Source organism: Fructilactobacillus sp. X2R5C3 (assembly GCF_059901325.1).
In genome coordinates, this window is sequence record NZ_JBWXUY010000001.1 from 174,736 (window position 1) to 190,398 (window position 15,663).

A 15,663-nucleotide genomic window follows, 5' to 3' on the forward strand; every position below is an offset into this window, starting at 1 on the left:
AAAAAGGACTCCCAAAATTTTTAACTTTGAGGGTCCTTATTAACCAATTAATTATTTACTTTTGAAAACGTTTGGTTTCATATGTTGAATAACTCTATTATTCATTAACACGTACAGGATTACGATTTGAATCGGAGTTGCGATGATGTTTTTGACAATCCGGATTGGCAGGTAATAGAAAAACGACGTGTTGGACATGATTGAGATCCAGAGGGTGTTGAAAAAGACGTTAATCACTAACGTGACAATTACCATCGTGATCGTCAAGCGCACCCAACCAATTTTTTGGTGGTGATAAAAAGCAAAACTATATATCAGGGCGGCTAACACGGCGGTAAAAGTGTAACCAATGAAAAAGCCGTACCCATTAATAAAGGATTGAAGAATATCTAAGATCACTGCCGAGATGGAGGCCCAGAATGGACCAAACCACCATGCGATAAATACAGCGGCAATAAAGCCAAATCCAATCTCCAGATAACTAGTCTGAAACTGAATCTTACCTAAAACAATCTTGATGGCCATCAAAACCGCTAGATAGGTTAATCCCTTGGTGCTTAGGGGGAGCATCCCCCAATGTTCTAATTCTTTCTTCATACTGACATCTCCTTAGTGGAGCTGCCACCAAAATTGGCATAAATTAAAGTGGCGAATGCGGACCAAGCACCGCAAACTGTTAGTTTTTCGTTCAGCGTTCACATTCCGTTCCGCCGACACTTAACGCGCAAGGTCCTACTCCTAAATTTTTAGAACATTCTAAGTATACTCCTTTTAAGATAATTGTTTTGTTAAATATGGTCAGTCTGGGAATCGAACCCAGATTATCGAAGCCATCGCTGACCTACCATGACTAAGGTAAGAGAAAAAATAAGAAAATTGGTTTGATTAATAAGTAAGTATTAATCAAAGGTCCCTTTCCGATTAGTTCTCTTTGGAATTAACTACCTATGTATGATTTCTATTTATAAAAGCCCCGCCAGAGGAATGTACAAATCATATATATTAAAGATCGTAATTAAACTTTTAAAATTTAAACATAATAAGTAGTTAAGTGCAGAGGGAAGAATCGAACTCCCGTTGTTAAAAGTTACCAGACTCCGCAATAATTTATTCATCTAAGATACTAACAGGAACCAATTATTAATTGAGATCATATGTAAAAATAATACATTATTTTAAAAGAAAATTAAACGTACTTTTAGTTCATAATGAGGTACTATGAACCGTAAGAAAAAGACTAGTGCCCGTCTGTAGGCGCTAGTCTCTGGAAATTAAATTGTGATTACAAAATTAAATTATTGAAAACTGATGATTTTAAAATCGTCGTCATCGGCAAAAATCTCAAAGTTAAAGACCTGACCTAAATCGTAGTGTCCGACGTGATAGGCGACGTTGTCGTTAATGGCGTTTTCAAGTTTGGAAAGATTAAGCGCGGAGATAAAACTGAGCGCATACTCTACTAACATGATTGGGTTGTCGATTAGGTCGTGGAACTGGCTCTCGTCGTCTGAGACAGTGGTAATGTTTCCTGAGAATTCGTCACCGATGGTGTTGACCCCGTTGTAACACTTCTGTTTGAAGAATTGGTTGCGGATAAATCCTAGTCGGTTGGCCTCATCACGGTCTTTGACTTGGTCGGTTTGGACTTGGAAGTTATCATCAGTTTTGTTTAGTTGACTGTGATTTGGCACAAAGTCCCAAATTGAGCGTTTGTCTTTAAAGTTTGGGGTGACGTTGTATGGATTTAAGCGGATGATTTCATGATCGTTAAGTTCGCATACTGGAAGCGATGAGTACAGGCTTTCTTTTTGTTGCTTCTTGATATAGGCATCTTGATACATCAGGACGAGATCGATCACGTACTGGGCGTCTCGAAGTTCGTTTAGTTTCATGGTATTCCTCCTTTCTGTGCCACTCAATATAGCAGGATTAGAGCGTGAAAGTCTAACATATTGTTTATAAATTAACATGAAGTTGAGCTGAAATGTTTTATGTAAATATGGTTACAAAGTGCTATTATAATAGTATTTATTAGAAAAGATGATTTAACAAAACAAAAGCTATTTTTATTAAATAGTTAGCATTTGTTACTAAATTCACTATATTACATCTTTTCTCAACCAATTAATTTTTGCGGGATTCTTTAACGAATCCAGCCGGAGGTTAAAATGAATATTCATAAATTAATTGCCCTAACGGAACCGAGTTCGCTCGTGTCAACCGTGATTCCCTTTTTACTGGGATTAATGTTTGTCAGTTATGATTACGGGAAAGTCGACGTCTTTAATTCTATTATTTTGTTACTAGCGTGTCTTTTAATCCAGTTGATGGCCAACTCGTTGGATAATCTGGCTGATTATCACTCCGCCTTTAAGACTTCGAAAAAAGCAGCCAAGAAGTTTCGGGAGCAGACTAATTCACTAGGGGGTCAACAAGATTTCATTTAAGGCAGCAGTGATTACGACCATGATCTTTGCGTTTCTAACTGCCATCTTGGGCATTTATTTGCTCATTGCGACTACGATGTGGTTACTAGTGATTGGTGTAATTGGCTTTATTATTAGTTATTTGTATTCTAGCGGACCACTGCCAATCTCTCACACGCCCTTTGGTGAAATGGCATGTTCGCTGACGATGGGAGTGGGAATTACTTACACTGTTATCATGGTAAACGTGCCAGTAATACAAATTAATTGGCAACTGTTTTTAAATGGCCTTTTGGTGTCCACACTCGCTCTGTTTCCGCTTGCTAGTATCATGCTTGCCAATAACCTTTGTGACGTAAAGGAAGACATCCAGTTAAACCGTCATACCTTAGCGTCTTTCATCGGAAAAAAGTGGTCGTTAGTGGTTTTTACTGGCAATTATGTTGTGACTTACATCATGGTAATTGTAACCGTCTGGTTGCGGCTACTTCCGGTTAGTACGTTACTCGTGTTGTTCACGATTCCAGTAATTTATCAGCATGTGCGTAAATTTATCCATGTTCAGGACAAAAAACGGACGTTCATTCTTTCCGTCAAGAGTAGTTTTGCGATTTTACTAGCGCTGATTTTGGCAGCGTTCTGCCAGTTATTAATGGTGCTTTTTTAAATTAATCTCTATGAGTTGGAAAATGGATTCCATCTTTAAATTTGATGTCTTGGCGTTAGCCTCGCTAGCATCTTTTTTGACGGCAAAATTCCGCCATTTGCCGGGATGGCGCTGATTCTCATCCCACCTTATGCTAGTTCTTGATACAAAGGCCTTTGGATCAAACTACTATAGGGAGATTCAATTTTATGAATAACAAGCAAGCAGCGTTTCGTTTCTTAGTGGCAGATGACCACGAGGTTGTGATTTTTGGCGTACTGAAACGTTTAGGAATCAGACCATTTTACGACCAATATCAGGACCTGGTATCAGAGGGACGCCTGGCATTTGTGAGTGCGTATCAACGCTATCCGGGTGATCCAACCGATGATAAGAGTCGATTAAATTTCATTTATCAGGGAGTTTACTGGCACCTTTTGGATCTATTAAAGAAGGAAACTAGGCAGAGCTCCAGAATTGACGTTGAAAATAGTACCGACCTGGATGTCATTTCCGATGGCGGTGAAGATGTCGAAACGCAAATCATGTTTGAAGAAGTCCTGAGTCGATTAAACGAAAGGGAACGCCAGCTGGTGGTACGGTTGTATCGTGGCCAGTCGATAACGATGATTGCGAAAGAACTTCATGTATCCAGAAAAACTTTGTATCAGTGGCGCAAACACATTATCAAAAAGGTCAATTGGGGTAACACATTTACCAATTGATTCGTTTCTAGTAGGTGTAAGAGGTTGGCCAACTGCCTTAACAAAATAAACTGAAGAGGATGAAAGAAATGAAAAGAAATTGGATGAAGACTAGCGCAACATACACACTTGCAGGAGAGGGTCACGCTGACGCCAAACACACCTTTAACAACCTGGTGCAAAACGTTTCAGAGGACCAGATCAAGCAGTTCGGTGTGATTTTAGCGGAATTATCCGGTGACTCATTTAAAAAGGCAACGTTGAGTTCCACTGATACTTTGGATGCTGAATAATTAGGAGGATGAACATGAGAAACTTAGAATTAGTTTTTAAATCAGATCAAAACAAGGTCAAGACCATTAAGTTGAGTTACGCTTCAAGTACTCTAGGTGAAGAAGTGGTCAAGAATGCCATGGACCGGATTGCTAAACTCGAGATGTTTCAAAAGGACGGCGTGAACTTGTACAACACACCGGTTTGTGCTCGTTACGTGGAAATTAAGAAATATCCGATCTATCAGGCACCGGTAGTCCCAGCTACCAAGTAAATTATGAGCTTAGAAAAGCGCTTCATTATATATGAAGTGCTTTTTTTGTGCGTTATAATCGGTTTAATGGACGAACAAGTTCGAAAGGAGGAAGAGCATGAGTTTACGGTTTGTTTTAGCGCCAGATTCATTTAAGGACAGTATGTCAGCCAAACAAGTGGCAGGCGCAATGGCGGCGGGCATTATCAATGTTGATCCGTCGGTCCACATTGATAAAGTTCCGATGGCTGATGGTGGCGAAGGGACCGTTGACACGCTGGTTGACGCCACTCACGGAAGGAAGATTGACGTCACGGTTGATGGTCCGATTCCCGGTCAGAAGGTGGATTCATTCTTTGGAATGCTCGGTGACGGCAAGACCGCAGTCATCGAGATGGCGAAGGCCAGTGGACTGGAGTTAATTCCCGAAAACCGTCGTAATCCGATGGTCACAACCACGCTTGGGACTGGTGAGTTGATTAGAGCTGCCTTGGATTTTGGCGTCCAAAAAATCATCATCGGAATCGGTGGCAGTGCGACTGTTGATGGTGGAGCCGGGATGGCAACGGCCCTTGGGGTCAAGTTCATGGACGAAAATGGAAAGGTCATTATTCCAAACGGAGCCTCAATCGGTCGCATCTCCGACATTTCGGTGGCGGGACTCGATCATCGGATCGCCGAGACCGAGTTTGTGGTTGCTTCGGACGTGACTAATCCACTGGTTGGAAAGAACGGTGCGGCGCCGGTGTTCGGTCCCCAAAAAGGTGCCAATTCCAGTCAGGTCGTGCAACTGGACAATAATTTAAGAAGTTATGCGCACGTGATTAACGATAAATTAGGGATGGACGTTACAAGCGTTCCTGGCAGCGGTGCCGCTGGTGGTGTTGGTGCCGGACTGATGGTCTTTTTAAAGGCCAAGTTGCGTCCCGGCATTGAGATTGTGGAACAGACGGTCGGACTAGAAGAAAAGATTAAGTACGCCGACTGCGTTTTCACTGGCGAGGGCAGTATTGACTCCCAGACCAAGTTCGGTAAGGTACCCTTTGGAGTCGCCAAGTTAGCCAAGAAATACCATAAACCGGTCTTCGTTGAGACGGGTCACATCGGTGAAGGAATTAGTGACCTGTACGATGCTGGAGTGTCGTCGGTGATTGACATCTTAGGCGGAGTGACGTCAATGGAGGAAGCCCTTAAAAGGGGACCCGAAAACATCGAACGTACCACCGAGAATATTATAAGAATTATCAAAGCCAGTTCGAAACTTTAGATTTTAAATAGAAATAAGGTAGAATAAGCGTATGTAGTAGTGGAGTACGTTTACGAAATGGCGGTAGGAAAATGAAAAAATTTTTTTGGAACCTTCTAATTGTGGTCCTGGTCGTTGTCGGGCTTGGTCTGGTCTTTAATTCTCAGATTACTTCATGGTGGGTTGGATACCAAGGCGGACAGAAGGCTAACAGTATCACCAAGCAGGAGGCTAAGCGCGGAAATCAACGTAAGGGCGATTATGATTTTAGTAACGTGAAGGCGGTCGACGAGAACGCCATTATGAAGAGTCAAAAGGCCAAACAGTCGCCCGCAATTGGCCGCATCAAGATTCCAGACTTAAACATTGATTTACCCATCTTTAAGGGGCTAAACGACGATGATCTAACGATTGGAGCCGGAACGATGAAGATGGACGAAAAGATGGGGGAGAAAAACTACGTCCTGGCGGGTCATCACATGAAGGACCCAAACGTGTTGTTTTCACCGCTATCAAAAGCAAAGGTCGGACAGAAAATATACCTTTCCAATCCTAGTAAGAAGTATACCTACAAGATTACCAGCAAGAAGATTGTCTCTGAAGATGACATCTCGGTGATTAATGATAATGGCAACCAAAAAGAAATCACGCTAGTCACGTGTGCTTCTGGGAATCCGGGTGAAACCAAACGGTTGATTGTGTCCGGTAAATTAATTAAATAGTTCAAAATAAAATACCGTGTCGTTATTAATCTAATAACGACACGGTATTTTTGTGTCGTGAGTTGATAATATCAATTGTCTTGAAAGTATTCGCGAAGTTTCTTTTCAAAAGATTGGGGTGCCTCTGGGACTGGACTGGTAATCCACATCTCCAAAATAAAGAAAAAGGCCTGAGCCTGCAGATTCATAATCATATTCTTGGGAATCTTTTGTTTAACGTGAAAGTTGGGTGAGTTGTTCATAATGTTACTTTTATGCTTTTTCAGTAAAAAAGCCATGAAAATCCCCTTGAGGCTTGGTTTGAGTAGGACACGAATCTGATCGCGATACTTATACACAAGCTCCGGTAGGCAATTAATCAAATTATTGACGTAGGTGTCGTCTGGATCACTTTCCTTATTAAATTCTTCGTCAATTTGATTGCATAATGTGGTTTGAATGTAAGTGATTAAATCATCAATGCTTTCGAAATTATTATAAAAGGACTTTCTTGATACGCCAGCCGAGTCTGTTAGTGATTTCACGTTGATATCAAAGATGCTTTTGTGACTAGCTTGAATTAGAAATTCGTTTGCGATTAAGTCCTTGGTTACATTGGTTGCTATTTTAAATATATAGTATTAATGTTATACTTGCTTAACGTACTCGACTGATACAGTTACTTACAACGCTAACGAAGAAAAAGCACAAGTTGACTACGTCGACCAAGATGAAGGTAATAAACTTATTCATAGCGATGCTTTAACTGGTAAATTTAGTAGTAAGTCTGGTTACACTACGAAGAATGAAATTGATAACTTAGAAGTCCAAGGATACAAATTAGTATCCGATGGATTCCTAGGCGACGGTTACACCTTCAATACTGACAACCCAACTTTCACCGTTGTCTTGAAACATAAGACCAAGACGGTTACGCCGGATAATCCTGGAACTCCAGATCAATCAATGGATCCAAACAACCCAAGTGATGCTGGTAACCCACTTATCCCTGACATTCCTGGATACACTCCAGTTGATAAGAACGGGAACAAGTTGGTCCCTGGCACACCATATCCGATTGATCACAATGATTTAGGAAAAGATACCCCAATTCATTATGTGAAGAATGCTGAACCAGAAACTCCGGTAGCTCCAAATAAACCAGAGAAACCTTCAGCACAACCAGAACCAACTAAGCCAAGTGCACCAAAGGAAGTTCCGGCCGCACAACCGGAAGCTCCGAAGGCTAAGCAGGCCCCACAAACTCCTGCTAAAGCACCGGCTCAACCTGCTAAACCACAAGCAAAGCAAGCTCCAGCAGCCAAACCAGCTAAAAAGTCTGAAAAGAAGACGACGTTACCACAAACTGGTCAAAGTTCTGATAGCTTCTTGAGTATCATCGGAACCATGCTTCTGTCACTTCTCAGCTTCTTTGGCTTAGGGAAATGGTTTAAAGACCGAAAAGAAACCAAGTAAGTCAGTTTGTGATTTAAAGATTAAGCGAGATTAATAAGTTTAAAGGCTAACATCCATTTTGGGTGTTAGCCTTTTTTATATATTTTTAATAATTAAAAAATTCAGCAATTTATTAAGAAATAAATAAATTGCTGAAAACGTGTTGGTACTAGCATAAGGTGATTTAGATTTGAAAATTCACAACCTGAATTACCTAATTAATTGACGAGTTTGATAAACAGAATGATTGAGTTATCGTATTTTTTATGTATAATAAGTCTCCGTAATAATGAATAATAAGTGTAGTTTGTGATTTATTATTTTGTAACCGCCAGGGTACTAAGGAGTGTTTATTTATGTTTAGGGATTCAAAGAAACATTTTAAGATGTATAAGTCTGGGAAACGGTGGATGGTTGCCGCCCTTGTCACCACTTTCACAATCGGTGGAATGACACTTGGGGCAAGCGCTGACACCACTGTAACGCAGGCCAATGCAGGAGCAGCCGTTCCGTCTGAACAAAAAGCAGACCAAACGAGTACGTCGACTCAACCAGAAACGACATCATCTAATCAAAATGATGCAAACCCAAGTAGTTCAGACCAAGCAACTAATACAACAGATGGTCAGACAAAGGACGACCAGAATCAAACAGCTGATTCGCAAAAGCAGGCGGATCAACCAACACAACCAGCGACTGATTCACAAACTCAGGCTCAAAATGATCAGTCGAAACAGGATGATAGCAAACAAGAATCACAATCATCCACGAATGATTCTAATCAAGCGACTCAGGACCAAAAAACTGAGCAATCATCACAAGATAGTAAAACTGATCAATCAAAGACTGACCAGTCAAGTGATGTAAAGAAGCAGACTGACAATCAGCCAAGTGCTACTTCTGATAATCAAAATCAGACCCAGGATTCATCAAGTAAAAATGATGCAACAGCTAAATCTGATTCACAAATTAATCAGACAAAAACTGATGACCAGAAGAATCAGGGAATTGATACCCAAACCAAATCGGATGATACTAATCAGGCTAAAAACGATGACGCCAAAAGGGCTAATCAGCCTAATCCAGACATTGCCAGAAGTAATCAACAAATGAATGCTGATACCACTAGTGACAGTAGTACGTTACCAAAGGGTATCGATATTACCAGTAATCCAGTTCCTGCTAACACTAACTTTAATCAATTTGGAACCATGTCAGTGAGAAATGACGTTTCGGTGACTGACGCGGATGCTACGATCAATGCTGGTGACAGAATTGTCTTTAACATCGCCAATAGTACTGATCCAGGTAGTGATGGATTAATGAAGCAGGTTATCAATTGGAATAATATTTCAATGACCGGTGGTTCAGAATATGGCCACTTAGAAATTGATGCCGCAAATGGTCGAGCTTACTATATCTTTGATAAGACCATTGAATTCACAACCGGTTCATTCTCATTTACTTTGAACATTCCGTTTCAAGCAAGCACAAAAGTTAGTCTAGCTGGAGTTTATTTCACTTCAGAGTTTCAACATGGTAATTCAACTTATCTATTAAATACTTTTTATTATGGGTACACACCTGATAGCAACCAACCATCACCCGACCGAGTTCAAGCTCCTAACTTAGGATCTGGATTGGGAGGAGATGGTTACGCAGGTGTTGGGCCAAATTATGAGGGACCAAACGCCAACAACCCAATCTCAGGTACTTATTGGGATTCTGTATATGATCCAGCCAAGGGTGACAAACCTAGTTTCGCTAATGTGCTTTATCCTAATGCTAATCCAGACCAGGCCTTAAATAATTTAACTGGTAGAACCTGGACCGTTGAGATTCAAGGAAATGGTGCTTCATTTGATATGAGTGGACTGCGTTTTGGAATTCCTGAAGCTGGAACTCCATATACACCTAAGTGGGCTGGTCAATATGCTGGTCAGTGGATTACATTAGACCAGTTAAGACAGGTTTTGCCAGGTGTACAAGTTCGGATGGACCAGATCAATGCGAATGACGCTAAGTTGTACATTACTTTCCCAGATGGAGTAACCATTCAATACTTACAATTTACGGGTAATGTTATTGCTCCTGATCTTGGTGGAAAATATGCAGTTAATTTTGGATATTATGACGATCAGGGAACTTCATTAGATCCGCAAGGTAATCCAATAAATAAGAGTATTACCAAGTATTTTACTTACCAAAACAACGATCAACAAGGATTCTTCCCATCCATTACGGCTAGTGATAAGTCATTAAATGCGGACACCTTCAACATTGGTGATTTAGACAGTTACCTGTTAGATGGCGTAAGTTCAAATGATGTTCAAGACGGAACCAGCGATAAAGTTGAAATTTCTGATGATGCCGCTTTAAGAGAAGCCATTGCTAACAAGCAAGCTGGTGTCTATAACGTGACCTATAAGACAACCAATTCGAAAGGATTGACGAGTTATAAGACGGTGAGTGTCACAGTCGTTCTTAGTCAAGAAGTTACAGACTCAACCACTGGAACATTTACCATTCATTACGTTGATCAAAATGGTAATACCCTCCAACCAGATAAGGTCATTACCGCGCACTTCACCCGGACTGGTCAAAGAGATCCATTGACAAATAAGGTTATTAGCTGGGATAAGTGGACAAGTACCGATAACACTTATGACATTCTATCACCAAGTGTTCCTAACAGAACTCCTAGTCAGGATTCAGTCAGTGGAACCATCAATCCTGACGAAAATGGTTCAACAAAAGTGATTTACACTGATAATACTGAAGATTTAAAGGATGAAGCAAATGGGCAAGTAACCATTAACTATGTTGATCAAAATGGCAATCAGGTTGCCCCATCGAAGACAGTTGTTGCCCACTTTACTCGGACTGGAACTAAGGATTTGGTAACTGGTAAAGTTACTTGGAACGATTGGATAAGTACTGACAACACTTACGACGTGACATCGCCAAATGTTCCTAACAGAACTCCTAGTCAGAAATCAGTTATCGGAACGATTAACCCAAATGATAACAGTGAAATAAATATTACTTATGCTGACGACACTACGGAAGTAAGTGAGCAAGCTACTGGTCAAACAACCATCAATTACATTGACAAAACTGGTGGTAATCAAGTGGCACCATCAAAGGTTATTACTGGTCATTTCACCCGAACTGGGACTAAGAATTTAGTAACGAATGATGTTACTTGGAATGACTGGACAAGTGATGATGCTCATTACAACGTTGATTCACCTAAGGTTTACAACATGACCCCTGATAAATATCAAGTTATTGGAAACGTTGTTCGTGGAGAAAATAATACAATTAATGTTTACTACACACATGACACGGCTTCAGTAATTGGTACTGCTACTGGTCAAAGAACCATTCACTATGTTGATCAAAATGGTAACCAAGTTGCTCCATCAAAAACCATTTCCGTTAACTTCACTCGAAATGGAACGAAGGACTTTGCAACGGGTGAACTTACCTGGGGACCATGGATGAGCGATGGCAGTGATACTTACAACGTTGCCTCACCAGAAATTGCTAACATGACTCCTGATAAGGACTCAGTTAGCGGAACTATTACTCCAAATGAGTATGATTCAGTGAAGGTTACTTACACGCATAACACTGAAGCAGTATCAGATCAGACAACTGGTCAGGTTACCATTCACTATGTTGATAAGGATGGTAATCAAGTAGCACCATCAAAGACGATTACGGCTCACTTCACTCGAACTGGAACCAAAGATTTGGCAACGGGTGAAGTCACATGGAACGATTGGACGAGTGATGACAATACTTATAGTGTTAAGTCACCAAGTGTTGCTAACATGACGCCTGCTCAAAGTTCAGTTAGTGGGACCATTGCTGCTGGTGATGATACTTCAAGAGAAGTTATCTATTCGCAAGAACAAACCGGTGAAATTAACCCAACACCAAATCATCCAGAGGACCACAATGGTGGAAACCCAACGGAACCAGAGAATCCAACTAATGGAAACAATGGTGAAAGTGGGAACAACGTTGAACCAAACACACCAAACAACAATGGTGGAAATGGTACAATGACACCAAATGATCACAATGGCAATGCGGTTCCTGAAAGTAATGGAAGTTCAAATAAGAACAACTCGAATTCTTCAAAAACAACCGCCCCAGAATCCTCTACTTCAGAAAATAATACCCATGTTAAGTCACAAAAACATGAGACTAATGAAGCTAAGGAAAATGCAACCAACACTAATAAGAAGGGTGAGTTGCCACAAACTGGTCAAGAAGATAACAGTTTCCTAAGTGTCATTGGAATTATGTTACTTTCAATTCTTGGTATCTTTGGATTAGGGAAATGGTTTAAAGATAAAAAAGAAACCAAATAAGCTTTAAATTGAATGGTCGACATCTATGAAATGGATGTTGACCATTTTTTTGTGGCTAATTTATGGAAAGCTATTTAACAAAAGCCGGGTTTAATAAAACTTTTAAAATTAATTTGGTGCGGGAATAAAAAAATTTTTGCAAATATTTTTGTGAATTTTACTCCCACAAAATCGGTCAAAAAAAGAATTGACAGTAGATAAATTGTGAACGATTGGATAAGACTCGTGTTATTTTAATCAATTAATGAAATAAGAAACGTTTTTTGGCAAGATTAGCTATAATTACTGGCAAATCAATGATAAATTGACTAATCATTCGTAAGAGGAAATTTAAATATCGGAAATTCGATAAAAATTACGGGTTGCTAGATTTCGTACGCTATTTTTACGTAGTAATTATTATTTTATAACCCCTCTCTGCTAGTACGTTTTACAAACATTGTGAAGCATATTAAAAGGTTGATTGCTGACATCATCGTGTTTACAATGTCAATTGTGAATATATAAACAGCAGTTTTACTATATATTCTGATAATTCACAAGATGTATTTTAGAACGAGAGGGGAAACCTTATGCAGAACAATACCAAGAAACATTACAAGATGTATAAAGCCGGAAAGCGGTGGATGGTCGCAGCCATTGTGACCGTCGCTACCGTCGGAGGATTGACGGTTGGCGCAAGCGCTGATACTAACGGTCAATCTAATAATAATAATCATAATATACAAATTATTCAAAAGACAGCGTCCAGTCAACCAGTAAAGGGTGACCTAGTCACGACGTCTGCTCAATCGCAACCAGAAAATCAAAGTAAGTCGAATCCAGCTGTGACCCAAACGCAAGATAATGTAGCACAAGCTAATACCAGTCAGACCACTGGGACAGCTCCAATGGCCAGTGCTCAACCAGGACAAACTGATTCATCTAAACCGACGACTAACACTGCGCAGGTGGACCAATCGTCATCGAAGAATGGTAACGGTCAAACCGAAAGAGCAGCTCAAACAAATTCACAACCGACTAACAACCAAGCCACTGCTAGTCAGAACGATGCGCAAAGCAAAAATCAATCGACTCAACCAGAGCCAAATAACGGCCAACAAAACGCAACTGACCAAAAGACTGCCCCAGCACCCGCTAATCAAGCTAGTCAAAAAACTGATAATCAAGGTGCCAATTTTAATAAACAAGTAGTTGCTCCAGAAAAGCAAGCACCGAAAACCACCAATAATGCTCAGACTAACCAACCAGCGGTAATTAATCAACAAGCAAAACAAACGACTAAAAACGTTCAGTTAAGTGACAAGGTTTATAACATTACTGCGGGTGCCATTGATGTTATGAAAGGTCAGCCAGTTCCGACTGATACCGCTGACTACAGTATTACTGCTAGTGTAAATGGCACTCCATTAACGGTTACTTCCATCGATGTTTCAGATGTTAATAATGAGGTTCCTGGAACATACAAGTATGGTTTTACCCTTTCTGATGGAAGTGTTTGGACCACTGGAATTGTCCAAGTGGTTAATTTTACCGCTAATAATCTTGTCGTCTATCAAGGAAATCCAACTAATATTGATTTTTCCGATCCAGATAGTTATGACGCAATTATGGGAAACCCAACATGGCCTAGCATGGCCATTTGGGGTGTCTATGGTGGTGTAGATGCCAACAAGCCAGGGACTTATCACGTCATAATAATGGGTACTAGTGATCCTAATGGTCCGCAACTCAATAGAACCGTCACCGTTGTTCCCATTCCCGCTGATGCGGTTACCGGTCACGATATCAGCATTCGAATTGGGCAAGCCGTTCCAGACGACGCTAAATCATATGGTGCAACCGCTCTTAATCCAGATGGAAGTCCGGCAACAATTACTGGGATTGACACTTCCAAAGTCAATAACACTAAGGCGGGGGATTATCCGGTTGTCATCAGTGCTTCAAATGGGTTAACCAAGACGGTCTACGTTCACGTGCTCTTTAACCATACTAGTTTAAGTGCGCATAACCTGACCATCTACACTGGCGACCAGGTTCCAACTGACCCAGCTGCGTATGACGCTAAGGCAACCGATTATGATGGTAATCCGGCTAAAATCACTAAGATTGATGTGTCGAAGGTAAATAATCAGGTCCCTGGAGTATATCCAGTTTGGATTCACGCTGACAATGGTGAGACACTAGGTGTCACCGTCACGGTCGTTAAGAGTCGGATTAGCATTGCCGCTCACGGAACCAGCATCAGAATTGGCAGACAGGTTCCAACGTGGCCAAGTGCATATGGTGCTAAAGCAACCTACAAAAACGGGAAGCCCGCTAAGATTACCAAGATTGACGTTTCAAAGGTTAATAACCAAATCCCTGGTGATTATCCAGTCACCATTACTTCAGATAACGGTGAAAGTATCACCGTGACCGTTACTGTCTTGAAGAATCACACACGCTTAAGTGCTAACAACATCAAGATTTACGTTGGTCAAAAAGTTCCAACCGACCCAGCAGCTTACGATGCTCAAGCAACTGATTACGACGGCAATCCAGCCCAGATCACAAACATTGACGTATCCAAAGTAAACAATGAGGTTCCTGGCGTTTATCCGGTAACGATTACCGCCAACAATGGTGAAAAACTGGGTGTCACGGTTACAGTACTCCCTGACGAAGCAACGTTAGTGGGACACGGATTAACTATTTACGTTGGTGATCAGGTCCCAACTGACCCGCAAGCATATGGTGCCAGTTCCACTAACACGGACGGTACAGAAGCAAGTATCACTAGCGTCGACACTTCCAAGGTTAATAATAAGGTTCCTGGTCAATATCCTGTTGTCATTACTTCATCAAATGGCAAGAAACTAGTAGTAACGGTGACCGTCTTAGCGGATAAGACGAGTCTTGAAGGTCACGGAATTACCATTCACGTTGGTGATCTAGTTCCTACCAATGCCGCTGCCTACGGTGCTAGAGCAACTAACGCTGATGGTACGGAAGCAACGATCACAAGCATTGACACCTCGAAAGTTAATAACCAAGTTCCTGGTCAATACAAAGTTATCATTACCGCCTCAAACGGGGACACATTGGTTATTACTGTCACGGTTTTGGCTAAGAATGCACCAACCCCGAACCACCCAAGCAACAATGGTGGTAACGGCACTAACCCGATTACACCAAGTCATAACGGTGGAAACGGTAATGGTGGCAGTTCGGTAACTCCAAACCAACCAAGTGGCAATTCTGTCATGCCAGGTCAACCAACTAACAATGGTGGGTCTGCCGTGGTTCCAAATAATGGCAGTCAAACTGGCACACCAGAAGCTTCAACTAAGCAGAACGGTAGCCAAGTAGTCGAACCGCAAAGTACGCAAGCCATTCACCAGGCTTTCAATTCTTCAGAAAAGAACGCTAAGCAGAATTCCAAGAACTTGCCACAAACTGGTGAGAACGATTCGTTAATCCTCGAGTTAATCGGTCTTGGTTTTATTGCTTCAGCAATGGCTTTGGCACTTCACGATTTAAAACATCGGGTCAAATAACTCGGTATCATGGTTAAATACGAGAAGTTTGAAAG

General features: G+C 41.1%; 13 protein-coding genes, 1 pseudogene and 1 riboswitch. Of the genes and pseudogenes, 11 read left to right on the top strand and 3 right to left on the bottom strand.

What is annotated here, in order from left to right:
* Window positions 1-51: 51 nt before the first annotated feature.
* Window positions 52-597 carry a folate family ECF transporter S component gene (locus AC6UDE_RS00820; RefSeq protein WP_500696001.1) on the bottom strand — a complete coding sequence of 182 codons (546 nt, stop codon included), beginning with the start codon at window positions 595-597 and terminating at the stop codon, window positions 52-54.
* Between the two features lie 47 nt (window positions 598-644).
* A riboswitch (THF riboswitch) is annotated at window positions 645-742 on the bottom strand.
* 553 nt (window positions 743-1,295) lie between these two features.
* The gene (locus AC6UDE_RS00825; RefSeq protein ID WP_500696307.1) at window positions 1,296-1,892 is read right to left on the bottom strand and encodes a hypothetical protein; all 597 of its coding nucleotides are present in this window, start codon (window positions 1,890-1,892) and stop codon (window positions 1,296-1,298) included.
* 276 nt (window positions 1,893-2,168) lie between these two features.
* On the opposite strand from AC6UDE_RS00825, the gene AC6UDE_RS00830 reads away from it, so the two are divergent.
* The 7 genes from AC6UDE_RS00830 to AC6UDE_RS00860 all read left to right on the top strand — a co-directional run bounded on the left by AC6UDE_RS00830 (window position 2,169) and on the right by AC6UDE_RS00860 (window position 6,270).
* A complete protein-coding gene (locus AC6UDE_RS00830) occupies window positions 2,169-2,447 on the top strand; it encodes a hypothetical protein (protein WP_500696308.1) in 279 nt (92 codons plus the stop codon).
* 7 nt (window positions 2,448-2,454) lie between these two features.
* A complete protein-coding gene (locus AC6UDE_RS00835) occupies window positions 2,455-3,093 on the top strand; it encodes a UbiA family prenyltransferase (RefSeq protein ID WP_500696309.1) in 639 nt (212 codons plus the stop codon).
* Between the two features lie 188 nt (window positions 3,094-3,281).
* Window positions 3,282-3,797 (top strand): sigma-70 family RNA polymerase sigma factor, encoded by a 516-nt coding sequence (locus AC6UDE_RS00840; RefSeq protein WP_500696310.1) that lies wholly within the window; start codon window positions 3,282-3,284, stop codon window positions 3,795-3,797.
* 68 nt (window positions 3,798-3,865) lie between these two features.
* Window positions 3,866-4,069, top strand: coding sequence for a DUF1659 domain-containing protein (locus tag AC6UDE_RS00845; protein WP_500694590.1), 204 nt, complete (start codon window positions 3,866-3,868; stop codon window positions 4,067-4,069).
* 14 nt (window positions 4,070-4,083) lie between these two features.
* Complete coding sequence (locus AC6UDE_RS00850; RefSeq protein ID WP_500696311.1) at window positions 4,084-4,323, top strand: DUF2922 domain-containing protein; 240 nt, start codon at window positions 4,084-4,086, stop codon at window positions 4,321-4,323.
* Between the two features lie 97 nt (window positions 4,324-4,420).
* Window positions 4,421-5,569, top strand: a complete 1,149-nt coding sequence (locus tag AC6UDE_RS00855) for a glycerate kinase (RefSeq protein WP_500696312.1) — start codon at window positions 4,421-4,423, stop codon at window positions 5,567-5,569.
* Window positions 5,570-5,640: 71 nt separating this feature from the next.
* Window positions 5,641-6,270, top strand: a complete 630-nt coding sequence (locus tag AC6UDE_RS00860; protein ID WP_500696313.1) for a class A sortase — start codon at window positions 5,641-5,643, stop codon at window positions 6,268-6,270.
* A gap of 71 nt (window positions 6,271-6,341) precedes the next feature.
* On the opposite strand, the gene AC6UDE_RS00865 is transcribed toward AC6UDE_RS00860, so the two are convergent.
* Window positions 6,342-6,794 carry a hypothetical protein gene (locus tag AC6UDE_RS00865; protein WP_500696315.1) on the bottom strand — a complete coding sequence of 151 codons (453 nt, stop codon included), beginning with the start codon at window positions 6,792-6,794 and terminating at the stop codon, window positions 6,342-6,344.
* A 169-nt stretch (window positions 6,795-6,963) separates the two neighbouring features.
* Here AC6UDE_RS00865 and AC6UDE_RS00870 point away from each other — a divergent pair.
* From AC6UDE_RS00870 to AC6UDE_RS00885, 4 genes and pseudogenes are all read left to right on the top strand, one after another.
* Window positions 6,964-7,155: pseudogene (locus AC6UDE_RS00870) on the top strand (mucin-binding protein); the annotation flags it as partial.
* A gap of 3 nt (window positions 7,156-7,158) precedes the next feature.
* Complete coding sequence (locus AC6UDE_RS00875; RefSeq protein ID WP_500696316.1) at window positions 7,159-7,725, top strand: LPXTG cell wall anchor domain-containing protein; 567 nt, start codon at window positions 7,159-7,161, stop codon at window positions 7,723-7,725.
* 335 nt (window positions 7,726-8,060) lie between these two features.
* The gene (locus AC6UDE_RS00880) at window positions 8,061-12,089 is read left to right on the top strand and encodes a mucin-binding protein (RefSeq protein WP_500696317.1); all 4,029 of its coding nucleotides are present in this window, start codon (window positions 8,061-8,063) and stop codon (window positions 12,087-12,089) included.
* A gap of 572 nt (window positions 12,090-12,661) precedes the next feature.
* Window positions 12,662-15,628, top strand: a complete 2,967-nt coding sequence (locus AC6UDE_RS00885) for a KxYKxGKxW signal peptide domain-containing protein (protein ID WP_500696318.1) — start codon at window positions 12,662-12,664, stop codon at window positions 15,626-15,628.
* The last annotated feature ends 35 nt before the right edge of the window (window positions 15,629-15,663 follow it).